Here is a 19,558-nt window from a genome sequence, read left to right on the forward strand (position 1 = left end):
GTTTGAAAGTTTGTCTCTGTTGAAACAAAGGGCTGTCGTGCGATCTGGGGTCGGTAGGTATTACCGCGGTGATCGTACGACGGAGATGATTGAAAACTCGCGTGCGTTTCGTATGTTCCCCCGCATGCGCCGTATCGAGTTTGGAGGACATCCCCATGCTTTTGGCAGACTTGAGTAGCGCGACCTACACCACATCCTCGCCGCGATTGTTGTCCAAGTATTCGGCTGCAGCCGACCTGGTTTTGCGCGTCTTCGACCTGACCATGGTCGTGGTCTCCGGACTGATTGCGTATCGCATCGTGTTCGGCTCCTGGGTGCCGGCGGCGCCGTATCGGGTCGCGATCGCCACCACCTTGTTGTATTCGGTGATCTGCTTTGCGCTGTTCCCGCTGTATCGCAGCTGGCGCGGTCGCGGGTTGTTGAGCGAGTTGTTGGTCCTGGGTGGTGCGTTCGGTGGTGTGTTCGCGTTATTCGCGGTGCACGCGCTGATCGTGCAGGTGGGCGAGCAGGTGTCGCGCGGCTGGATCGGCCTGTGGTTCGTCGGTGGTCTGGCTTCGTTGGTGGCGGCACGCACGGTACTGCGCGGCTTCCTGAACCATCTGCGTACGCAAGGCGTGGATGTGCAGCGTGTGGTGGTGGTCGGTCTGCGCCATCCGGTGATGAAGATCAATCATTACCTCAGCCGCAATCCCTGGGTCGGCATGAATCTGGTCGGCTACTTCCGTACGCCGTACGACATCGCCGTGACCGAGCAGCGGCAGTCGTTGCCGTGCCTGGGTGACCCGGACGCGTTGATCGAGTATCTGAAGGACAACCAGGTCGAACAGGTGTGGATCTCGTTGCCGCTGGGCGAGCGCGATCACATCAAGCAGTTGCTGCAGCGTCTGGATCGTTATCCGATCAACGTGAAGCTGGTGCCGGATCTGTTCGACTTCGGTCTGTTGAATCAGTCTGGCGAGCAGATCGGCAATGTGCCGGTGATCAATCTGCGTCAGGGCGGTGTGGATCGCGACAATTACTTTGTGGTCGCCAAGGCGCTGCAGGACAAGATCCTGGCCGTGATCGCGCTGATGGGCCTGTGGCCGTTGATGGCGGCGATTGCGGTGGGCGTCAAGATGAGTTCGCCGGGTCCGGTGTTCTTCCGTCAGCGTCGTCACGGCCTGGGTGGTCGCGAGTTCTACATGTTCAAGTTCCGCTCGATGCGCGTGCATGACGATCACGGCACCACCATCCAGCAGGCGACCAAGAACGACACCCGCATCACGCGCTTCGGCTCGTTCCTGCGTCGCAGCAGCCTGGATGAGTTGCCGCAGATCTTCAACGTGCTGGGCGGCAGCATGTCGATCGTGGGCCCGCGTCCGCACGCCGCGCAGCACAATACGCACTACGAAAAGCTGATCAACCATTACATGCAGCGGCACTACGTCAAGCCGGGCATCACCGGTTGGGCGCAGGTGAACGGTTTCCGTGGCGAAACCCCGGAACTGCGCACGATGAAGAAGCGTATCCAGTACGACCTGGACTACATCCGTCGTTGGTCGCTGTGGCTGGATATCCGCATCATCGTGCTGACCGCGGTGCGTGTGTTCGGACAGAAGACCGCGTACTGATGATGGTGGGTAGTGTGCGACCTGGCGCGTCCAGCGCCGCGGGCGGCTGCATCGCAGCCGCCCCTTTCAAGCAGGCGTCTGCATGCTGATCCAAATGAGCGAAGAGACCCGCGTTCGCTGGCATAACCTGCTGATCGAACTGACGCTGTTGGTGGGCGTGGGTTACAACCTGGTGCTGGCGCTGATCAACGCGAACGTGTTCACGGTGCGTCCGGTGATCACCTATGCAGTCGAGTTCATTATCTACGCCGCGTGCTTCCTGCTTGGCCTGGGCTCGATGAGCCGCAAGCGCATCGCGTTGATCATCAGCGGGTTGGGGCTGATCGTCACCTTGATGTTCGTGCGCTTTCTGGTGAACTGGCAGATCGATCCCAAATTTTTCCGTGATGCCCTGGTGGTGTTTGCGTTTGTCGTGCTGGGTTCGGCCTATACCGGGTCGGTGCCCAAGCTGTTCGTGCGCATGACGATCATCGTCTCGCTGGTTGCCGCCTTCGAGCTGGCGATGCCAAGCGCCTACGGCGATCTGGTCAATCCGAAGAGCTTCTTCGTCAATGCGCGTGGCATGAGCGCGGAAGGCTTCTGGAACGAAGACAGCAATCTGTTCGTCAGCGCCACGCGGCCGGGCGAGCGTAACTTCCTGCCGGGCTCCAACCTGCCGCGCGCCTCCTCGATGTTCATCGAGCCGGTGACGATGGGCAACTACATCTGCTTCTTCACCGCAATCGTGTTGGTGTTCTGGCGTTGGATGCGGCCGTCGATGCTGATTCTGTCGGTCGGTTTGATCGGTTTCATGATCGTTGCCTCCGATGGACGGCTCGCGGCGGGCACCTGTGTGCTGATGGTGTTGCTGTCGCCGCTATTGAAACGCCTGGATCAGCGACTGGCGTTCCTGGTGTTTCTGGTGGTGATCATGACCGCGTGGTTGCTGGTGTGGATCACCGGGATCACCGCCTATCAGGACAACACGATGGGGCGGATATTCTTCACCGTGTATTCGATGAACAACCTGTCGTTCGAGTCCTGGATGGGCCTGGATTTTGCGCAGGCGTATCGCTACTTCGACAGTGGTATTGCCTACTTCATCGCATCGCAGTCGATCGTCGGCGTGCTGGCGTTTCTGTTGTCCTATTCGTTCCTGCTGCTGATGCCGAGCAAGGAAGGACAGCTGTTCAAGAACCTGGCAATCTTTGCGTTCGCGCTGAGTCTGCTGGTGTCCAACGGCTACTTTTCGATCAAGACCTCGGCGCTGTGGTGGTTCGTGTGCGGCTGCATGTGGCACATGCTGCCGACCTGGTCTGCTGCAACGACGGCTAAGGTGAGCAAGCAGGATCCAACCGACGATGGCGGGCAGCTGCCATTGCCTGCGGGAGGGGCGCGATGAATCTGGCGGCGACGCAGGCACAGCAGCCGGTCTTGCCGACTGCCGGCGCACACGTCGCCACCCCGCAACGCGGTCGCGACTTGCGTATCGACGCCGCCAAGGCGATCGCGATTTTGCTGGTGGTGTTTTGCCACGCCAAGGGCGTGCCGCACGGCATGACCTTGTTCGCCTACAGCTTCCATGTGCCGCTGTTTTTTCTGGTCTCCGGCTGGCTGGCCTCCGGGTACGCCTCGCGCGCTACCGGGCTGTCGCAGACCTTCAGCAAGCAGGCGCGCAGCTTGTTGTTGCCGTATGTGGTGTTCTATCTGCTTGGCTATGCGTACTGGCTGTTGACGCGCAATATCGGCGAAAAAGCGGCACGCTGGGGCAGTCACCCGTGGTGGGAGCCGATCGTGGCGATGTTCACCGGAATCGGCCCGGATCTGTACGTGCAGCCTCCGCTGTGGTTTCTGCCGGTGATGCTGGTGACGGTGGTTGGCTACGTGCTGCTGCGCCGCTGGCTGTCGCCGGTGGTGATTGCGGTGGCGTCGCTGGTCGTGGCCTGGTTCTGGATGCACTGGTTCCCGGCACAGGGTGTGCGGATTTTTTTCGGGCTGGATGTGCTACCGGTGTCGCTGTGCTTCTATGCACTTGGCGCCTTGCTGATCCACCTCTCGCCGCACCTGCCGAAATCGTTGGTTGGGAGCGTGCTTGCGACGGTGGTGCTGGGGATTGCGGTTGCCTGGCTGGCTGATGTCAACGGCCGGATCGACGTCAACATGCTGGAATTCGGCCGCAATCATGCGCTGTTTCTGCTGAGTGCAGTGCTTGGGTCGCTGATGGTGATCTGCGCCGCGCGGTTGGTGCAAGGCTGGGCATGGGTGCAGTGGATCGGGCGCAATACGTTGTTGATCCTGTGCACGCACATGCTGGTGTTTTTTGTGCTTTCCGGTGTTGCGGCACTGGCTGGTGGATTCGGTACCTCGCGTCCGGGGCTTGGCTGGGCGTTGTTCGTCACCATCTTCGCGTTGGCCGCATGCGTGCCGCTGCGCTGGTTCCTGATGCGTTTCGCGCCGTGGACATTGGGTGCCCGCCCGGTGGCGGCATGACCGGCACCGCGCCATGACGACCGCGCCGTATTCCACTGCAGCCAGGCACGACAGCTCGGGGGCCAGGGCCGCGCCAGCACCGGCGTTGACCCGCGATTGGCAGATCGATGCAGCAAAAGCGCTGGCCATCGTCCTGGTGGTGTTGGGGCATGCCAGCGGCATGCCGGCGGCCTACAAGCTGTTCGCCTATAGCTTTCACGTCCCGTTGTTTTTTGTGCTGTCCGGCTGGGTGGGCGAGCGCTTCGGCCGCCGTGCAATGACGGTGGCGACGATCAAGAAGTTGGCGCGCACGCTGCTCCTTCCCTACCTTGCGTTCTTTCTGGTTGCCTACGCTTGCTGGATGTTGATGGGAGTGACCAGCCGCGCGGCGCATCCATCGCACAGCCTGCCGTGGTGGGACCCGTTTATGGGTCTGTTCTGGGCCAACGGCGCAAGCCTGTATGTGCTTCCGGCGTTGTGGTTTTTGCCGGCGCTGTTTGTCACCACGCTCGCCTACATTGCATTGCGCGCGCGCTTGAGTACGACGGTGCTGGCTGCAACCTGCCTGCCGCTTGCATTGGCATGGGCCGGCTGGTTCCCGTCGCTGCAGCTGCGGCTTCCGTTTGCGTTGGACGTGTTGCCGGTCGCGTTGTTCTTCATTGCCGTTGGCGGCTGGCTATCGCGCTACGCCGATGCGCTGCGATCGCTTGGCGCCATGGCGTGGGCATTGGCACTCCCGGTGCTGGCAGCAGCCTGGTGGTGGTTGGCGGCATGGAACGGGCAAGTAGATGTGAACAATCTGCAGTTCGGGCAGTCCGCTGCGGTGTTTTTGCTGGTCAGCCTGCTGGGCACGGCGATGACCTTGTGCGTTGCCTACTTCGTTCGGCAATGGCGTTGGCTGCAGTGGATTGGCGCCAACACCTTGCTGATTCTGTGCACGCATACGCTGGTGTTTCTGGTACTCACCAGCGTGGTGGCACGCACCGGTGTGATCGCACCCAGCATGATCGGGACACCTGCATGGGCGATGAGTTTGTGCACGGTGGCGATTGTTGCCAGTGTGCCGATGCGTGCAGTGTTGGTGCGCATTGCGCCGTGGATGTTGGGGTTGAAAGGTAAATGACGAGCTTCCAGAATCATCAGCCGTCGCAACACGCCGTTGCGCGTTGCGGGCACAGGAGATTGGCGTAATGAAAGTGGTGCATGTTGTCCGCCAATTCCATCCTTCGATCGGAGGCATGGAGGAAGTCGTTCTCAATGTGGCCCGTCAACATCAGGCCAACAGTGACGATACGGTGGAGATCGTGACGTTGGACCGGGTGTTCACCGATCCAGGCGCGCAACTTGCTGCGCAGGAAACGCATCAGGGCCTGCCGATCCGGCGCATCGGTTACCGCGGTTCGTCGCGCTACCCGTTTGCGCCATCGGTGCTCGGTGCGATTCGCTCGGCGGATCTGGTGCACCTGCATGGCATCGATTTCTTCTACGACTATCTTGCGCTGACCAAGCCGCTGCATGGCAAGCCGATGGTGGTGTCCACGCATGGCGGGTTTTTCCATACCGCTTACGCCTCGCGTATGAAGCAGTTGTGGTTTCAGACGCTGACCCGCACTTCTGCGCTGGCGTATGCGCGGGTGATCGCTACCAGCGAGAACGATGGCGATCTGTTCGCCAAGGTGGTGTCGCCGGCGCGCTTGCGGGTGATCGAGAACGGCGTCGACGTGGAGAAGTACGCAGGGCAGGGTGCAACGACGCCCGGGCGCACGATGCTGTATTTCGGGCGCTGGTCGGTGAACAAGGGGTTGATCGAAACCCTGGAGTTGCTCCAGGCCGCGCTCAAGCGCGACCCGCAGTGGCGGCTGATCATCGCCGGCCGCGAGTACGATTTGAACGAGGCCGATCTGCGCAAGGCGATCGCCGAGCGTGGTCTACAGGACAAGGTGCAGCTGAGCATGTCGCCTTCGCAGGAGCAGTTGCGGGCGTTGATGCACCAAGCGCAGTTCTTCGTGTGCCTGTCGCGGCATGAAGGGTTCGGCATTGCGGCGGTCGAGGCGATGAGTGCGGGCCTGATTCCGATCCTCAGCGATATCCCGCCGTTCGTGCGTCTTGCCGGCGAGTCCGGTCAGGGCGTGATCGTCAATCGCGACAGGCTCGAGATAGCGGCCGATCAGGTGCAGGCGCTTGCGCTGCAGTCGGATGCGGATTTCGATACGCGTCGCGCCGCATCCATGGCGTATGTGAGCCGCTACGACTGGAAGCACGTGGTGGGGCGCTATATCGACGAATACCACACCGCGCTGGGCACGCGCCGCGCGCAGGAGGCGGTGCGATGAGTGCGCTTGCGTCTGCCTCGCTGACGCGTGCGGCCACGCAGCCGCAGGTCACCGTGCTGTTCTCCACCGAGAAGCCCAACGCCAACACCAATCCGTATCTGACCCAGCTCTACGCTTCGTTGCCGGATGCGGTGCAACCGCGCTTCTTCTCGATGCGCGATGCATTGTTGTCGCGTTACGACGTACTGCATCTGCATTGGCCGGAATATCTGCTGCGTCATCCGAGTGCTGCCGGCACGTTGGCCAAGCAGGTGTGTGCGGCGCTGTTGTTGCTCAAGCTGCAACTGACCGGCACGCCGGTGGTGCGTACCTTGCACAACCTGGCGCCGCACGAAGATCGCGGTTGGCGTGAGCGCAACCTGTTGCGGTGGATCGACCGTTTGACGCGTCGCTGGATCCGCATCAATGCGACCACGCCGCCGCGGCCGCCGTTCACCGACACCATCCTGCATGGCCATTACCGCGACTGGTTCGCGACCATGCAGCAGGGCAGTACGGTGCCGGGGCGGCTGCTGCACTTCGGTTTGATTCGTCCGTACAAGGGTGTGGAAACGCTGCTGGATGTGATGCGCGAAGTAGGCGATCCGCGCTTGAATCTACGCATCGTCGGCAACCCCGCCACGCCGCAGATGCGCACGCTGGTGGAGGATGCCTGCGCGCAGGATCCACGTGTCACCGCGCTGCTGGCCTATGTCGAAGAGCCGGTGTTGGCGCGCGAAGTCAGCCAGGCCGAGCTGGTGGTGTTGCCGTATCGGCAGATGCACAACTCCGGCACGCTGCTGCTGGCGTTGTCGCTGGCGCGTCCGGTGCTGGCACCGTGGAGCGAGTCGAATGCGGCCATTGCCGAGGAAGTCGGCCCGGGCTGGGTGTTTCTCTATGAAGGCGACTTCGATGCAGCGCTGCTGACCGGCATGCTGGACAAGGTACGCGACGCGCCACGCGGCCCGGCACCGGATCTTTCGCAACGTGATTGGCCACGGATCGGGCAGTTGCACTACCGCACCTACCTGGAAGCGCTCGGCAAGGATGGAGACGCCGCGCTGTGACCGCAGAGATCCCAACGATGACATCCCCCACGCCGCCCCCACCACGCAGCCTCGGTTCGCGTGCCGCCGGTGGCGCAGCGGTGACCATGATCGGCCAGTCCGCCAAGATGGTCGTGCAGTTCGGCGGCATCATTTTGCTGGCGCGGTTGCTGACGCCTTACGACTACGGCCTGATGGCGATGGTCACCGCGATCGTCGGTGCAGCCGAGATCCTGCGCGATTTCGGTCTGTCCGCCGCTGCCGTGCAAGCCAAGCATGTCAGCCGCGAACAACGCGACAACCTGTTCTGGATCAACAGCGGTATCGGCTTGTCGCTATCGGTGGTGGTGTATGCCTCTGCCCACCTGATCGCCAATTTCTACAAAGAGCCGGCGCTGGTGATGATCTCGCAGGCGCTGGCGGTGACCTTCCTGATCAACGGCATGACCACGCAGTACCGCGCGCATCTGAGCCGTGGCCTGCGCTTCGGGCAGGTGGCGTTGAGTGATGTCGGTTCGCAGGTGCTGGGCTTGGTTGCAGCTGTTGCTGCGGCATTGCTCGGTTGGGGTTATTGGGCGCTGGTGGTGCAGCAAGTGGTGCAAGCCAGTGTCAATTTCTTGATCGCCGCGAGTTGCTCACGTTGGTTGCCACGCGGCTACCAACGTGCAGCGCCGATGCGCGATTTCATGAGCTTCGGCTGGAATCTGATGGCCGCGCAGTTACTGGGATATGCCAGCCGCAATGTCGGCCAGGTCATCATCGGTTGGCGCACCGGCCCGGACGCACTGGGCCTGTACAACCGCGCCTTCCAATTGCTGATGATGCCGTTGAACCAGATCAACGCGCCGGCGACCAGCGTGGCGTTGCCGGTGTTGTCGCAGCTGCAGGACGACCGCGAGCGCTTCAACGCTTTCCTGCTGCGTGGGCAGACAGTGATGGTGCATTTGATCTTTGCACTGTTCGCCTTTTCCTGTGCGCTGGCGATGCCGTTGATCGTGCTGGTGCTTGGCGAGCAGTGGCGCGATGCGGTGCCGTTGTTTCAGGTGTTGACCCTGGGTGGAATTTTCCAGACCGCGTCCTACGCCACCTATTGGGTCTTCCTGTCCAAGGGATTGATGCGCCAGCAGCTGATTTACTCGCTGGTCGGGCGCATCGTGCTGATTGGTTGCATCTTTGCCGGCTCGCGCTGGGGCGCGATGGGCGTGGCGATCGGCTATTCGTTCGGGCTGCTATTGATCTGGCCGTTGTCGCTGGTCTGGATTGGCAAGATTTCCGACGCGCCAGTGCGCTCGCTGTTCACCAACGCCTTGCGCCCGATGGTGGCCTACGGTGTGGCCGGTGGCTGCGCGTACTACGTCTCCGTCGTGGCCGGTGGCCCGTTGTGGCAACAGCTCGCCGCTGGGGCAGGGGCGATGGCAGCCGTCTGTCTGCTAGCCCTGGCGATCTGGCCGGCGTTCCGCCGCGATGTGCTGTCCATCGTCAACATCCGCAAATTACTGACCCAGGCCAAGGCACGCCGATGAGATCGACACTGTCCTCGCCTGCGTTTGTGCATGCTCTTTTCCACTCATCCATAGGACACGGCCCATGAGCGAGACACCCGCCGCCGCTACCGGCATTGCCCGGCCTTGCTATCTGGTCTTGTCCGCACACGATTACCGCACGCCGCGCCGCGCCAATATCCACTTCATCACCGATCAACTGGCGTTGCGCGGGACGACGCGATTCTTCTCGCTGCGTTACAGCAGGCTCTCGCGCATGAAGGGCGACATGCGCCTGCCGCTGGACGAAACGGCGAACACTGTCGTCTCGCACAAGGGGGTCGACTGCTATCTATGGCGCACCACGGTGCATCCGTTCAATACGCGCCGCGCGTGGCTACGTGCGGTTGAGGATGCGATGTTTCGCTGGTATGCCGCGCATCCACCGCGTCAGTTGCTTGACTGGATGCGCGAGGCGGACGTGATCGTGTTCGAGAGTGGCATTGCAGTTGCCTTCATTGAGCTCGCCAAGCGCATCAATCCTGCGGCCAAGCTGGTCTATCGCGCATCCGATGCATTGAGCACGATCAATGTCGCTTCCTACATCGAGCGCGAGTTCGACCGTGTTGCGCCAACGCTCGATGTGATCGCGCTGGTGTCGCCAGCGATGGCCGAGGAAGTGGCAAGCCGCGACAACGTCTATCACGTCGGTCATGGGGTAGATCACAACCTGGACCAGCTGGGCGACCCATCGCCGTATGGCGAGGGCATCCACGCGGTGGCGGTGGGGTCGATGTTGTTCGATCCGGAATTCTTCGTTGTCGCCAGCAAGGCCTTTCCGCACGTCACCTTCCATGTGATCGGCTCGGGCATGGGGCGTCATCCTGGTTACGGCGACAACGTGACGGTCTATGGCGAAATGAAACACGTCGAGACCATCGGCTACATCAAGCACGCCCGTTTCGGTATCGCGCCTTATGCATCCGAGCAGGTGCCGATCTATCTGGCCGACAGCTCGATGAAGCTATTGCAGTACGATTTTTTCGGGCTGCCGGCAGTCTGCCCGAACGTCGTCGTCGGGCCCTATCAGTCGCGTTTCGGCTACACTCCGGGCGACGCTGATTCGATCATTGCGGCAATCGGGCTGGCACTGGAAGCACCGCACGTGCGCTATCGCCAGTGCCTGAATTGGTCCGATACCACCGATCGCGTGCTCAATCCCGGTGCGTATCCAGAGACCCGGTTGTACCCGCACAACACCGGCGCAGCCGCGCGCACCTCTGCGGAGGCTGCGCTCTCGCATTGATGCGGCGCGCTCATTCGTTTTTTAAAGGAGATCCCTCACGATGGCCAACGCTTTACTGCAGAAGTGGATAGAACATGCCGAACGTCGTGCATTGTTCTGGTGGCAGCCGAAAAACGCTGGCGTCAACATGGGGGATCACCTGTCCAAGGTGATCGTTTCCTGCGTGCTGTCCTTGCAGGACAAAACGCTGATTGAAAAGCGCGATCTCAGCAAGAAATTGATCGCGATCGGTTCGGTGCTGCACTTCGCCAAAGATGGCGATACCGTCTGGGGCAGTGGCATCAACGGCAAGATTCCGGCCGAACGCAACACCTTCAGTACACTCGATGTGCGTGCAGTGCGTGGGCCGAAGACGCGCAAATTCTTGATGGAGCGCGGCATCGCGGTGCCCGAGGTCTATGGCGACCCCGGTCTGCTGACGCCGATGTTCTTTCCCGTCGATGCGCTTGGCGCGGTAAACAAGCGTCCGTTCGCCATCGTTCCGCACTTCAACGAGCCGGTCGAAAAATACAGCGCGTATGCCGACCATCTGGTGTTTCCCAACGTCAAGCCTGCAACCTTCATGAGCGCATTGCTGGGCGCCGAGTTGGTGATCAGCAGCTCGCTGCACGGGCTGATTCTGGCCGAAGCGTACGGGATCCCGGCGGTGTATCTGGACTGGGGCAACGGCGAAGACCGCTTCAAGTACGACGACTACTACAACGGCACCGGACGTACGCAGTGGCATTCGGGCAATAGCGTGGAAGAGTGCCTGGATCTGGGCGGCAATGGCGAGTTCGACCTGGCGAGTTTGCAGGCCGGATTGCTGGCCGCATTCCCTTACGACCTTTGGTGATTCGATGATGCAGGGCCAGCGCGTGGAAACCGAAACGAAGACTGCCGCCAATGGCGCGCCACCCCAAGGCGTGGTGATTCCGCTTGGCGGGTTTCCGGTGTTGTCCACGACGCAAGAGGCCTTTGCGCTGGAGTTGTTCCATGCGCTGGCGGCGCAGCAGCGGCGTCGGGTGTTCTTTGCCAACACCAATTTCATCGTGCAATGCCAGGCGTTGCGCATGCGGATGCGCGAGCCCAGCGTGCGCATCGTCAATGACGGGATCGGGATGGATCTGGCCGCGCGGCTGATCCATGGCCGCCGCTTTGCCGGCAATCTCAATGGCACCGATCTGATTCCGTATCTGTGCCGCGGGGCGGCGCATCCGCTCAAGTTCTTCCTGCTGGGCGGGCGCCCGGGCGTGGGCAAGACCGCGGCCGCCACGCTGACCGGCACGCTGGGGCAGCAGGTGGTGGGCATGTGCGATGGCTACGGCGAGTTTGCCGCGGCGGGCGAGGGCCTGGCCGAGCGCATCAACCGCTCCGGCGCCGATGTGCTGCTGGTGGCTTTCGGAAATCCGCTGCAGGAGCGCTGGATTCTCGATCACAGCCAGGCGCTGACGGTGCCGCTGGTGTTCGGTGTTGGCGCATTGCTGGACTTCCTGTCCGGTACCGCCAAGCGTGCGCCCGAGTGGGTGCAGCGTCTGCACATGGAATGGATGTATCGGCTGCTCCACGAGCCGCGCCGTCTGCTCAAGCGCTATAGCTGGGATCTGCTGGTGTTTTTCCGCACCTGTCTGCGCGCGGGCAAGCATCTGCCGTGATGCATGGCGGCGCGCGCTGTCTTAGCATGCAGGGATGCATCCAACCGCCGCTGACCTGATTCGCTCGCTCGACCTCGCCCCGCATCCGGAAGGTGGGCACTTCCGTCGTGTCTACGCGTCTGCTCGTCAGATCACCGATGGCGGGCACACGCGTCCCGCGCTGACCGCGATCCGCTTTCTGCTCAGTGCCGGCGAATGCAGCGCCTGGCATCGCGTGGACGCCGAGGAAAGCTGGCATTGGCAGCAAGGCGATGCGCTGGAGCTGCTGATCTACGACGAGGCCAGCGGGCAGTTGCAACGCCTGACCCTGGATGCGGCCGAGCGCGGTGAGCCGATGCACGTGGTGCCGGCCGGCTGTTGGCAGGCAGCACGCTCGCTTGGCGATTTCACCCTGGTGGGTTGCACGGTCTCGCCCGGGTTCGTGTGGGAAGGGTTCGCGCTGCTCGACGATGCCTCGCCGCTGGCCGCGCAGTTGGCAGCCCTGGTCCCGCGCTGAGCCACGGTTGCGCCTGCCATGCCGAACGCTTCCCTAACGCGGCGGTGGCGGGCTTGGCGTAATGTCCGCGTCTCACACAGGGGCGACATGTGATGCGAGGCAAGGGGGCGGTGTGGGGAGTCGGATTGATGCTGGTGTCGCTGCTGGCGGCGGCCAGTGATAGCACAACGCCGAAAGTGGCTGCGCCATCGCCACCGGCGGTGGTCGATCTGGAAGCGATGGTGGTGCGCGGCGTGCAACCCGGCCCTGGCTTGTGGAAGGTCAGCAAGGGCGATCATGTGTTGTGGATCCTGGGCACCTTGTCGCCATTGCCGAAGCGGCTGCAGTGGCAGTCGACCGAGGTGGAAACGATCATCGGGCAGTCCCAGCAGGTCCTGATGGCGCCGACCGTGCAGATTGATGCGGACATGGGATTTTTCGGCAAGCTGACCTTGCTGCCGTCCGCGATGAAGGCGATGAAGAACGAAGACGGCCGCGAACTACGCGAGGTATTGCCGCCCGATCTGTATGCCCGTTGGAGCCTGGCCAAGGCACGCTATATCGGTGGCGATCGGGGTGTGGAGCGCAAGCGCCCGATGCTGGCCGCCGGTGAGTTGTATCAGGCGGCGATCAAGCGCTCTGGCCTTGCCCGTTCGCCGGTGATCTGGTCGGTGGTGGAGCGTGCCGCCAAGCGCGCAGGTATCAAGCCAACCCCCACAGCGCTGGACTACAAGATCAAGGACCCGCGCCAGGCCATCAAGGATTTCCGTGCCGGCGGCATGGACGATACCGCGTGCTTTCGCAGCATTCTGGTGACAGTGGAGCGCGATCTGCCCACGATGGTCGAGCGCGCCAACGCATGGTCGGTGGGCGATATCGAAGCGCTGCGCCAGCTGCCGCGCGAAGATCCGCAGGCCGCCTGCATGAGCGCGATGGCCAGCTCCGGTGCGGCCAGGGCGCGTGGTATCGACGATCTCGAACGCCGCATGCGCGAGCACTGGCTGAGCATCGCCACCACGGCGTTGCAACGCAATCGCAGTACCTTCGCGGTGCTGCCGATCAGCCGGCTGATGGCGCCGGATGGATATCTCGCACGGCTGCAGGCGATGGGATATGCGGTGGAGGCGCCGTAAGCGCAGCAGGTTCGGTGGCCGCTCCTTAGGCTTGATCGGCCGCGCCATGGTCTTATTCGTTTGAAGGCGATGCGCAGCGTGCGATCGATCGAGTCGGCCAACGCCAGCCACGTTATGCTGCGCGCCTTGTCCAATGAGACCTCCGCGTTGAACGCATTGCCGCTGCGCATTCTGGGCACCGGGCGCCATGTCCCCGCGACGGAGGTGACCTCGCAACAATTGGACGCGCGCTGGCAGTTGCCGGCGGGCACCACGTTCGCGCGCTCGGGCGTGGCCACGCGCCATTACGTGGGCGAGGGCGAGACCGCATCGTCGATGGGCGCCGCCGCCGCGACCCAGGCGCTGGCCAGCGCCGGCATCGAGTCCGGCCACATCGATTGCCTGATCTCGGCCTGCAGCGTCATGGAGCAGCCGATTCCCTGCCAGGCGGTATTGATCCAGCGCGCGCTTGGCCTGGGCGATTCGGGCATTCCCGCGTTCGACGTCAATGCGACCTGTCTGAGTTTTCTGGTGGCATTGGATATGGCCGCCAATGCGTTGGCGCTCGGGCGCTACCAGCGCGTGTTGATCGTCTCCAGCGAGGTGGCATCGGGCGGGCTGGATGCATCGGCGCCGGCTACGGCCGGGTTGTTTGGCGATGGTGCGGCTGCGGTGATCGTGGGACGCAGCGCTGCGGAAGACGGCTCGGCCTTGCTGTCCAGCCGCCTGTGCAGTTATGGCAAGGGCGCCGATCTGTGCCGTATTCGCGGCGGCGGCACGCGCTATCCGCGTGGCGAAGAAAGCGCCCCCGATGCCTCGCGCACCTTCAGCATGGATGGGCGCGGTGCCTATCGCTTCGCGGCGCGCTACCTGCCTGCCTTCTGGGAGCAATTGCTGCGCGAGGCCGGCACCACCACGGAGGCGTTGCGCTGCCTGGTCCCGCATCAGGCCTCCGGCGGCGGTCTGGATCATGTGGTGCAGGCCTTGGGGCTGCGCGCCGATCAGGTGATTCGCATCCTGCATGCCACCGGCAATCAGGTCGCCGCATCGTTGCCGCACGCCTTGCATCACGCGCGGATCGAGCAGCGTTTGCAACGCGGCGATCTGTTCGCACTGCTCGGCACCGGCGCCGGGCTGGCGATCGGCGGCATGGTATTGCGGTACTAGGACGTGTGCTCACTTCCCGAACAGGTCGTGTCCTGATGCCGCCGCGCGTGTCGCTGGAGTTGCTGCGCATCGGCCACTGTCGCCACTGCGAGCGCATGGTGCGTGCGGACGGGCACTGGCATGCAGTGGAGTTCCCGGCATTGAGCGTGCTGATTCGGCATCCGCAGCGTGGGGCGCTGCTGTACGACACCGGCTATGCCGCGCATTTCTTTCGCGCCACCGATCCCTGGCCCGAGCGCCTGTACCGCTTGACCACGCCGGTGAGCTTGCCCGCGCACGAAACGCTGGGCGCACAGTTGGCACGTCGCGGCGTGCAGCTGGAGGAGATTGCCTGGTGCCTGATTTCGCACTTCCATGCCGACCATGTGGGTGGTCTGCGCGACCTGCCGAATGCGCGCTTCATCTGCCTGCGTGCGGACTACCAACAGCTGCGCAGGTGTTCGCGCATTGGCGGCCTGCGGCGTGCCTTGTTGCCGCAGCTAATGCCCGAGGATTTCGATTCGCGACTGCAGTTTGCCGAGCAAGCGCCGTTGCGTGCCCTGGCCGGTGCCTGGCAAGGTCTTGGCGCGGCCTACGATCTGTTCGAAGACGGCAGCGTGCTGGCGGTGCCGTTGCCCGGACACGTGCCTGGGCAGATGGGCCTGTGGTTACGCGATCAGCACGACCGCGAGGTGTTGCTGTGTGCCGACGCGGTGTGGTCGTCGGCGACGTGGGCAACGCTGCAGTGGCCAGCATGGCCCACGCGTTTATTGATGCACGATTGGGCAGCGTTTCAACGCACCGTGCAGCAGTTGCACGGGCTGTCGCAAGCGCATCCCGAGTTGGCGATCCTGCCTTCGCACTGCCAGCCCAGCCTTGATCGTTATCAACCGGAGTGGCGATGAGCCTGCGCATTCTCGTGACCGGTGCTTCCGGTTTTGTTGGTGGTTCGTTCCTGCGGCGTTTCCAGGGCCAGCCGGGTGTGGAGATCCATGGCATCGGTCGCCGCGCCAGCGATCTACCCAACTACCATCGCATCGATCTGAGCCGCCCGTTCTCGCTGCAGTGGCAGCCGGATGTGGTGATTCATGCAGCGGCACTGGCATCGCCATGGGGCACGCGTGCGCAGTTCCAGCTGCATAACGTAGAGGCCACCGCCAACGTCATCGAGTTCTGCACGCGCAATGGCTGCCCGCGTCTGCTGTATGTGTCGTCGAGTTCGGTGTTCTATCGCGAGGCGCATCAATACGACCTCACCGAGGACAGCCCGATCGGGCCGGCATTCGTCAATACCTACGCGCAGACCAAATATCTTGGCGAAACCTTGCTCGATCAATATCCAGGCGAGAAATCCGTGCTGCGCCCACGCGCGGTCTTCGGGCCGGGAGATACGGTGCTGTTCCCGCGCGTGATCGCCGCTGCGCGCAAAGGCGCGTTGCCACGCTTTGTCGGCCAGACCCAGCCGGTGATCGGCGATCTGATCTATATCGATACGCTGTGCGATTACCTCTATCGCGCGGCCACCGCGCCGCACTTGCAGCCGGCCTACAACCTCACCAACGCACAGCCGGTGGATCTGCAGCAGCTGCTAATGGACTTGCTGACGCGCCTGCAGCTGCCGTTGCCGCAGCGCGAGGTACGTATCGCCACTGCGTTGCGCATGGCCAGCGTGGTGGAAGCGGCCTACCGCCTGCTGCGACTGCGCGGCGAACCGCCGATCACCCGCTTCGGTGTTGGCGCATTTGCCTACTCCAAGACCTTCGATCCACGACGCACGCTTGCCGATCTCGGGCAACCCAGCGTTGGCCTGGAAGAAGGTATCGAGGCGTTCGTACGTTGGCAGGCGGCGCAATGGACGTAGCCGCACTGGCGTTGGCAGCGGCCTATCTGGCGGTGCTGGTGGTCAAGACGGCTGCGGTGCTGTGGGTCGTGCGCGGCGCACGCGCGCGGCCATCGAGCGATGCCGCTGCAACCCAGGCCGAGGTGGCGATATTGCAGCCCATCCTCGGCGGCGACGCGCATTTGCAGCAGGTGCTTGCCGCCAACCTACAGGCACTGCCGGATGCACACTTCATCTGGCTGCTGGATGCGGAGGATCGTGCAGGAAACACGGTTGCCGATGCATTGGTGATGCTGTATCCGCAGCGACGCATCGAGCGTGTGCTGGTGCCTCCGGCGCCACCTGGCATCAATCCGAAAGCATGGAAACTCGATTACGCGCTGCCGCATGTGCGCGCACCGATCAGCCTGATCCTCGACGACGATGCGCAGCTGAGCAACAGCGCGCTTGCCCGGTTGTTGCAGGATCTGACCCACGCCGATGTCGTCACTGCGCTGCCGTATTACCAGGACAGCGCAACGCTGGCTGGCCGCCTGCTGTCGCAGTTCGTCAACAACAATGCGGCGCTCGCCTATCTGGGCTGGCTGCCGTTCGCCGCGCCGCTGACCATCAATGGCATGTGCTATGCCGCCCGCACCGAACAACTGCGCGCCTGGGGCGGTTTTGCCGCGTTGCTGGAGCAGCTGACCGACGATCTGGCGTTCGCAACACTGGTGCGTGAGCGCGGTGGGCGCGTGTGCCAATCCACCGCGCCGGTGGCGATGCGCACTGCGATGCCGGATCTGGCCAGTTACGCACGCCAGATGCATCGGTGGATGTTGTTCGCGCTGATCCTGCTGCGCCATCAGACGTTGGGCATACGCAGCGCAATTTTCGTACTGCAGGGGCTGCCGCCGCTATTGCTGATGGGCTTGCTGCTGTGTGTTTGCGTGCAGCCAACATGGCTGGCCATCGCATGTGCGCTGACTACGTTGCTACTGCGTGCCTTGCTGCTGTGTCTGGTGCAATGGCGCGTCAGCGGAGCGATTCGTCACCGGCCATTGCTGTCGATTTGCGCCGAAGTTCTACAGCCGCTGCATCTGCTGCATGCAGCTGTGGTGCGCACGATCCGCTGGCGCACGCGCCGTTACCGCGTATTGCCGGATGGGTGTTTCCGTGCCGATTGACAGCGCTACGCTGCAGATCGCCTTCCTTACTGGGCAAAGCGATCCACAGCGCTGCGCATTGAGCATCGAACAGCAGCACTTCTTGCAGCAGCTGCAAGGCCGGGGCCGGCAACTGATCGACTGCAATTATCCGTATCGCCCTGATAGCGCTGCGCATCGATGCATGCCGCTCTGGCGCGCCAGTCTCTCCAACGCGCGGCAGTACCTGGCCGCACGCGCCGCACGTATCGTGGACGCCGATCGCATGCGTGTCATGGCGCTATTGGAGCAGGCGCCGATCACGGTAGTGCTGGCTGGCAGCTGCGGCCTGCAGTTACTCACCGCGCTGCAGCTTCCGCAGGCACTGCGTACGCGTCTGGCAGTGTTCGCCTACGGTCCGGTCTGTAACGCACCTGCCTCGTTCGCACAGTTGCGCGTGTTGCAAGGGCAGCGTGATTGGATCTCGCGCACGCTGTTCGGTGCTGCGATCGATCTGAGGCCCGCGTGCGGGCACATGGACTACTTGCGTAATGCGGCGGTGCTCGCCGATTGCCAGGCGTTCGTCGCGACGGTCGAACACGCCGTGCAAGGGGAGGGTAGATGCGCATCGATCTGATCGCGCCGCCATATAGCGGGCACCTGCATCCGATCCTTGCGATCGCCCGTCAGCTGGCGCCGCATCACCAGGTGCGGGTCATCAGCACGCCAGCGGCGCAGGCGCGCATCCGTGCATGTGGGCTGAGCGCAGTCAGTGTGCTGGATGCGCAAGCCGACCGGCTGTTGCTGGAGATCGCCAACCCACCGCACGCGGTGGGCCACAACCCGTTGCGCTTGCTTCGACAACTGCGCAATGCGCTTGGGTTGATGGCGCGGATGGGGGATGTGCTGAAAGCGCGCTGGCGCGAGCGCAGGCCGGACCTGGTGATCGTCGATTTCACCTTGCCCAGCGCAGGACTGGCGGCGCAGGCAATGGACATCGCATGGTGGACCAGCATGCCGTCGCCGTGCGTGATCGAAACAGTCGACGGGCCTCCGGCGTATTTCGGCGGTCTGCTGCCGGCGACCACAGTAACGCAGCGGATCTGGCATGCGATCGCGCGGCGTTTGACGCGTGGATTCAAACGAAGCGTGCATGCCTGTTATCGGCGCCAGATGCATGCCTGCGGATTGTCGGCGATGTATCGCAGCGATCGTAGCGAGGCGGTGTATTCGCCGCAGTGCATCCTGGCATTGGGTCTGCCGTCGTTCGAGTTGGCGCAGCGCTGGCCTGCGGCGGTGCGCTTCGTCGGGCCGCAGCTGTGTACGCCGCCATCGGCAGTTGCGTCGCCTGAGTTCGTCGCTGGGCAGCGGCATGTGCTGGTGACGCTGGGTACGCATCTGCACTGGGTCAAACACCGCATGGATGCGGTGCTGCGCGCGCTGGCGCCGCAGTTCCCGGAAGTGATCTTTCATTTCAGCGATGGCGATACCGCAGCGCCGCAGCAGCAGGCGCACGGCAACTATCAACGTCTGCCGTATGTCGACTATGCGCAGCACCTGCATCGCTACGCGCTGGTGGTGCACCACGGCGGCGCCGGCATTCTGTACGCCTGCCTCGCTGCCGGCTTGCCATCGATCGTGTATCCGCTGGACTACGATCAGTTCGACCACGCCGCACGCCTGCAGGTCGCCGGAGCAGCCTGGTGGTTGCGCGCGCTGGACGAATTGCCGGCACTGTTGCGCGAGGCGCTTGACGCCGCTGAGGTGCCGTCAGGCGTGCGTCGATTGCAAACGGAACTGCACGCCATCGATGCGCAGGCACGCATCGTGCGGTTGGTGAATGCGTTTGCGCAGACCGGTGTGGTGCCGCAGGTCTGATGCATCGCCACGCGAGATCGTCGCGCATTGCGTCAGCGCAGCCGCGTCAACACGACGCTTGGGTCGCGGTTGATACGGGCAGGCGAATCTCCAATCGCCTGCCGGGACTGAACATCCAAGAGCGGCTCACAAAACTGCCAAGTGTG

General features: G+C 63.1%; 18 protein-coding genes. All 18 read left to right on the top strand.

What is annotated here, in order from left to right:
• Positions 1-155: 155 nt before the first annotated feature.
• Positions 156-1,610: an undecaprenyl-phosphate glucose phosphotransferase gene (locus tag AC1KVG_RS12400; RefSeq protein WP_023904402.1), complete on the top strand. Its 1,455-nt coding sequence runs from the start codon at positions 156-158 to the stop codon at positions 1,608-1,610.
• A 94-nt stretch (positions 1,611-1,704) separates the two neighbouring features.
• A complete protein-coding gene (locus AC1KVG_RS12405; protein WP_268214753.1) occupies positions 1,705-2,991 on the top strand; it encodes a polysaccharide biosynthesis protein GumE in 1,287 nt (428 codons plus the stop codon).
• A complete protein-coding gene (locus AC1KVG_RS12410; RefSeq protein ID WP_481094578.1) occupies positions 2,988-4,079 on the top strand; it encodes an acyltransferase family protein in 1,092 nt (363 codons plus the stop codon). Before AC1KVG_RS12405 ends, AC1KVG_RS12410 begins: the two co-directional genes overlap by 4 nt.
• Positions 4,080-4,092: 13 nt before the next feature.
• A complete protein-coding gene (locus tag AC1KVG_RS12415) occupies positions 4,093-5,181 on the top strand; it encodes an acyltransferase family protein (RefSeq protein ID WP_268214755.1) in 1,089 nt (362 codons plus the stop codon).
• A 67-nt stretch (positions 5,182-5,248) separates the two neighbouring features.
• Positions 5,249-6,391, top strand: coding sequence for a glycosyltransferase family 4 protein (locus tag AC1KVG_RS12420; RefSeq protein WP_268214756.1), 1,143 nt, complete (start codon positions 5,249-5,251; stop codon positions 6,389-6,391).
• Positions 6,388-7,437, top strand: coding sequence for a glycosyltransferase (locus AC1KVG_RS12425; RefSeq protein ID WP_481094579.1), 1,050 nt, complete (start codon positions 6,388-6,390; stop codon positions 7,435-7,437). The genes AC1KVG_RS12420 and AC1KVG_RS12425 overlap by 4 nt, the downstream gene beginning before the upstream one ends.
• Positions 7,438-7,454: 17 nt before the next feature.
• The gene (locus AC1KVG_RS12430; RefSeq protein ID WP_481094580.1) at positions 7,455-8,939 is read left to right on the top strand and encodes a lipopolysaccharide biosynthesis protein; all 1,485 of its coding nucleotides are present in this window, start codon (positions 7,455-7,457) and stop codon (positions 8,937-8,939) included.
• A gap of 64 nt (positions 8,940-9,003) precedes the next feature.
• On the top strand, positions 9,004-10,203 hold the full coding sequence (locus AC1KVG_RS12435; protein WP_481094581.1) for a GumK N-terminal domain-containing glycosyltransferase: 1,200 nt from the start codon (positions 9,004-9,006) through the stop codon (positions 10,201-10,203).
• A 40-nt stretch (positions 10,204-10,243) separates the two neighbouring features.
• Entirely contained in the window at positions 10,244-11,038 is a 795-nt protein-coding gene (locus tag AC1KVG_RS12440) for a polysaccharide pyruvyl transferase family protein (RefSeq protein WP_481094582.1), read from the top strand.
• Positions 11,039-11,042: 4 nt separating this feature from the next.
• Positions 11,043-11,837, top strand: coding sequence for a WecB/TagA/CpsF family glycosyltransferase (locus tag AC1KVG_RS12445; RefSeq protein WP_481094583.1), 795 nt, complete (start codon positions 11,043-11,045; stop codon positions 11,835-11,837).
• A gap of 34 nt (positions 11,838-11,871) precedes the next feature.
• Entirely contained in the window at positions 11,872-12,333 is a 462-nt protein-coding gene (locus AC1KVG_RS12450) for a cupin domain-containing protein (protein WP_481094584.1), read from the top strand.
• Positions 12,334-12,425: 92 nt separating this feature from the next.
• Positions 12,426-13,445 (top strand): TraB/GumN family protein, encoded by a 1,020-nt coding sequence (locus AC1KVG_RS12455; RefSeq protein ID WP_481094585.1) that lies wholly within the window; start codon positions 12,426-12,428, stop codon positions 13,443-13,445.
• Between the two features lie 114 nt (positions 13,446-13,559).
• Positions 13,560-14,591, top strand: a complete 1,032-nt coding sequence (locus AC1KVG_RS12460) for a 3-oxoacyl-[acyl-carrier-protein] synthase III C-terminal domain-containing protein (protein WP_481094649.1) — start codon at positions 13,560-13,562, stop codon at positions 14,589-14,591.
• Positions 14,592-14,626: 35 nt separating this feature from the next.
• Entirely contained in the window at positions 14,627-15,475 is an 849-nt protein-coding gene (locus AC1KVG_RS12465; RefSeq protein WP_481094586.1) for an MBL fold metallo-hydrolase, read from the top strand.
• Positions 15,472-16,431, top strand: a complete 960-nt coding sequence (locus AC1KVG_RS12470; RefSeq protein WP_481094587.1) for an NAD-dependent epimerase/dehydratase family protein — start codon at positions 15,472-15,474, stop codon at positions 16,429-16,431. Before AC1KVG_RS12465 ends, AC1KVG_RS12470 begins: the two co-directional genes overlap by 4 nt.
• The gene (locus AC1KVG_RS12475; protein WP_481094588.1) at positions 16,422-17,576 is read left to right on the top strand and encodes a glycosyltransferase family 21 protein; all 1,155 of its coding nucleotides are present in this window, start codon (positions 16,422-16,424) and stop codon (positions 17,574-17,576) included. The genes AC1KVG_RS12470 and AC1KVG_RS12475 overlap by 10 nt, the downstream gene beginning before the upstream one ends.
• Positions 17,554-18,171, top strand: a complete 618-nt coding sequence (locus AC1KVG_RS12480; RefSeq protein WP_481094589.1) for a hypothetical protein — start codon at positions 17,554-17,556, stop codon at positions 18,169-18,171. The genes AC1KVG_RS12475 and AC1KVG_RS12480 overlap by 23 nt, the downstream gene beginning before the upstream one ends.
• Positions 18,156-19,412 carry a glycosyltransferase gene (locus AC1KVG_RS12485; RefSeq protein ID WP_481094590.1) on the top strand — a complete coding sequence of 419 codons (1,257 nt, stop codon included), beginning with the start codon at positions 18,156-18,158 and terminating at the stop codon, positions 19,410-19,412. The genes AC1KVG_RS12480 and AC1KVG_RS12485 overlap by 16 nt, the downstream gene beginning before the upstream one ends.
• The last annotated feature ends 146 nt before the right edge of the window (positions 19,413-19,558 follow it).

It is taken from the genome of Xanthomonas sp. NCPPB 3959 (assembly GCF_056675575.1).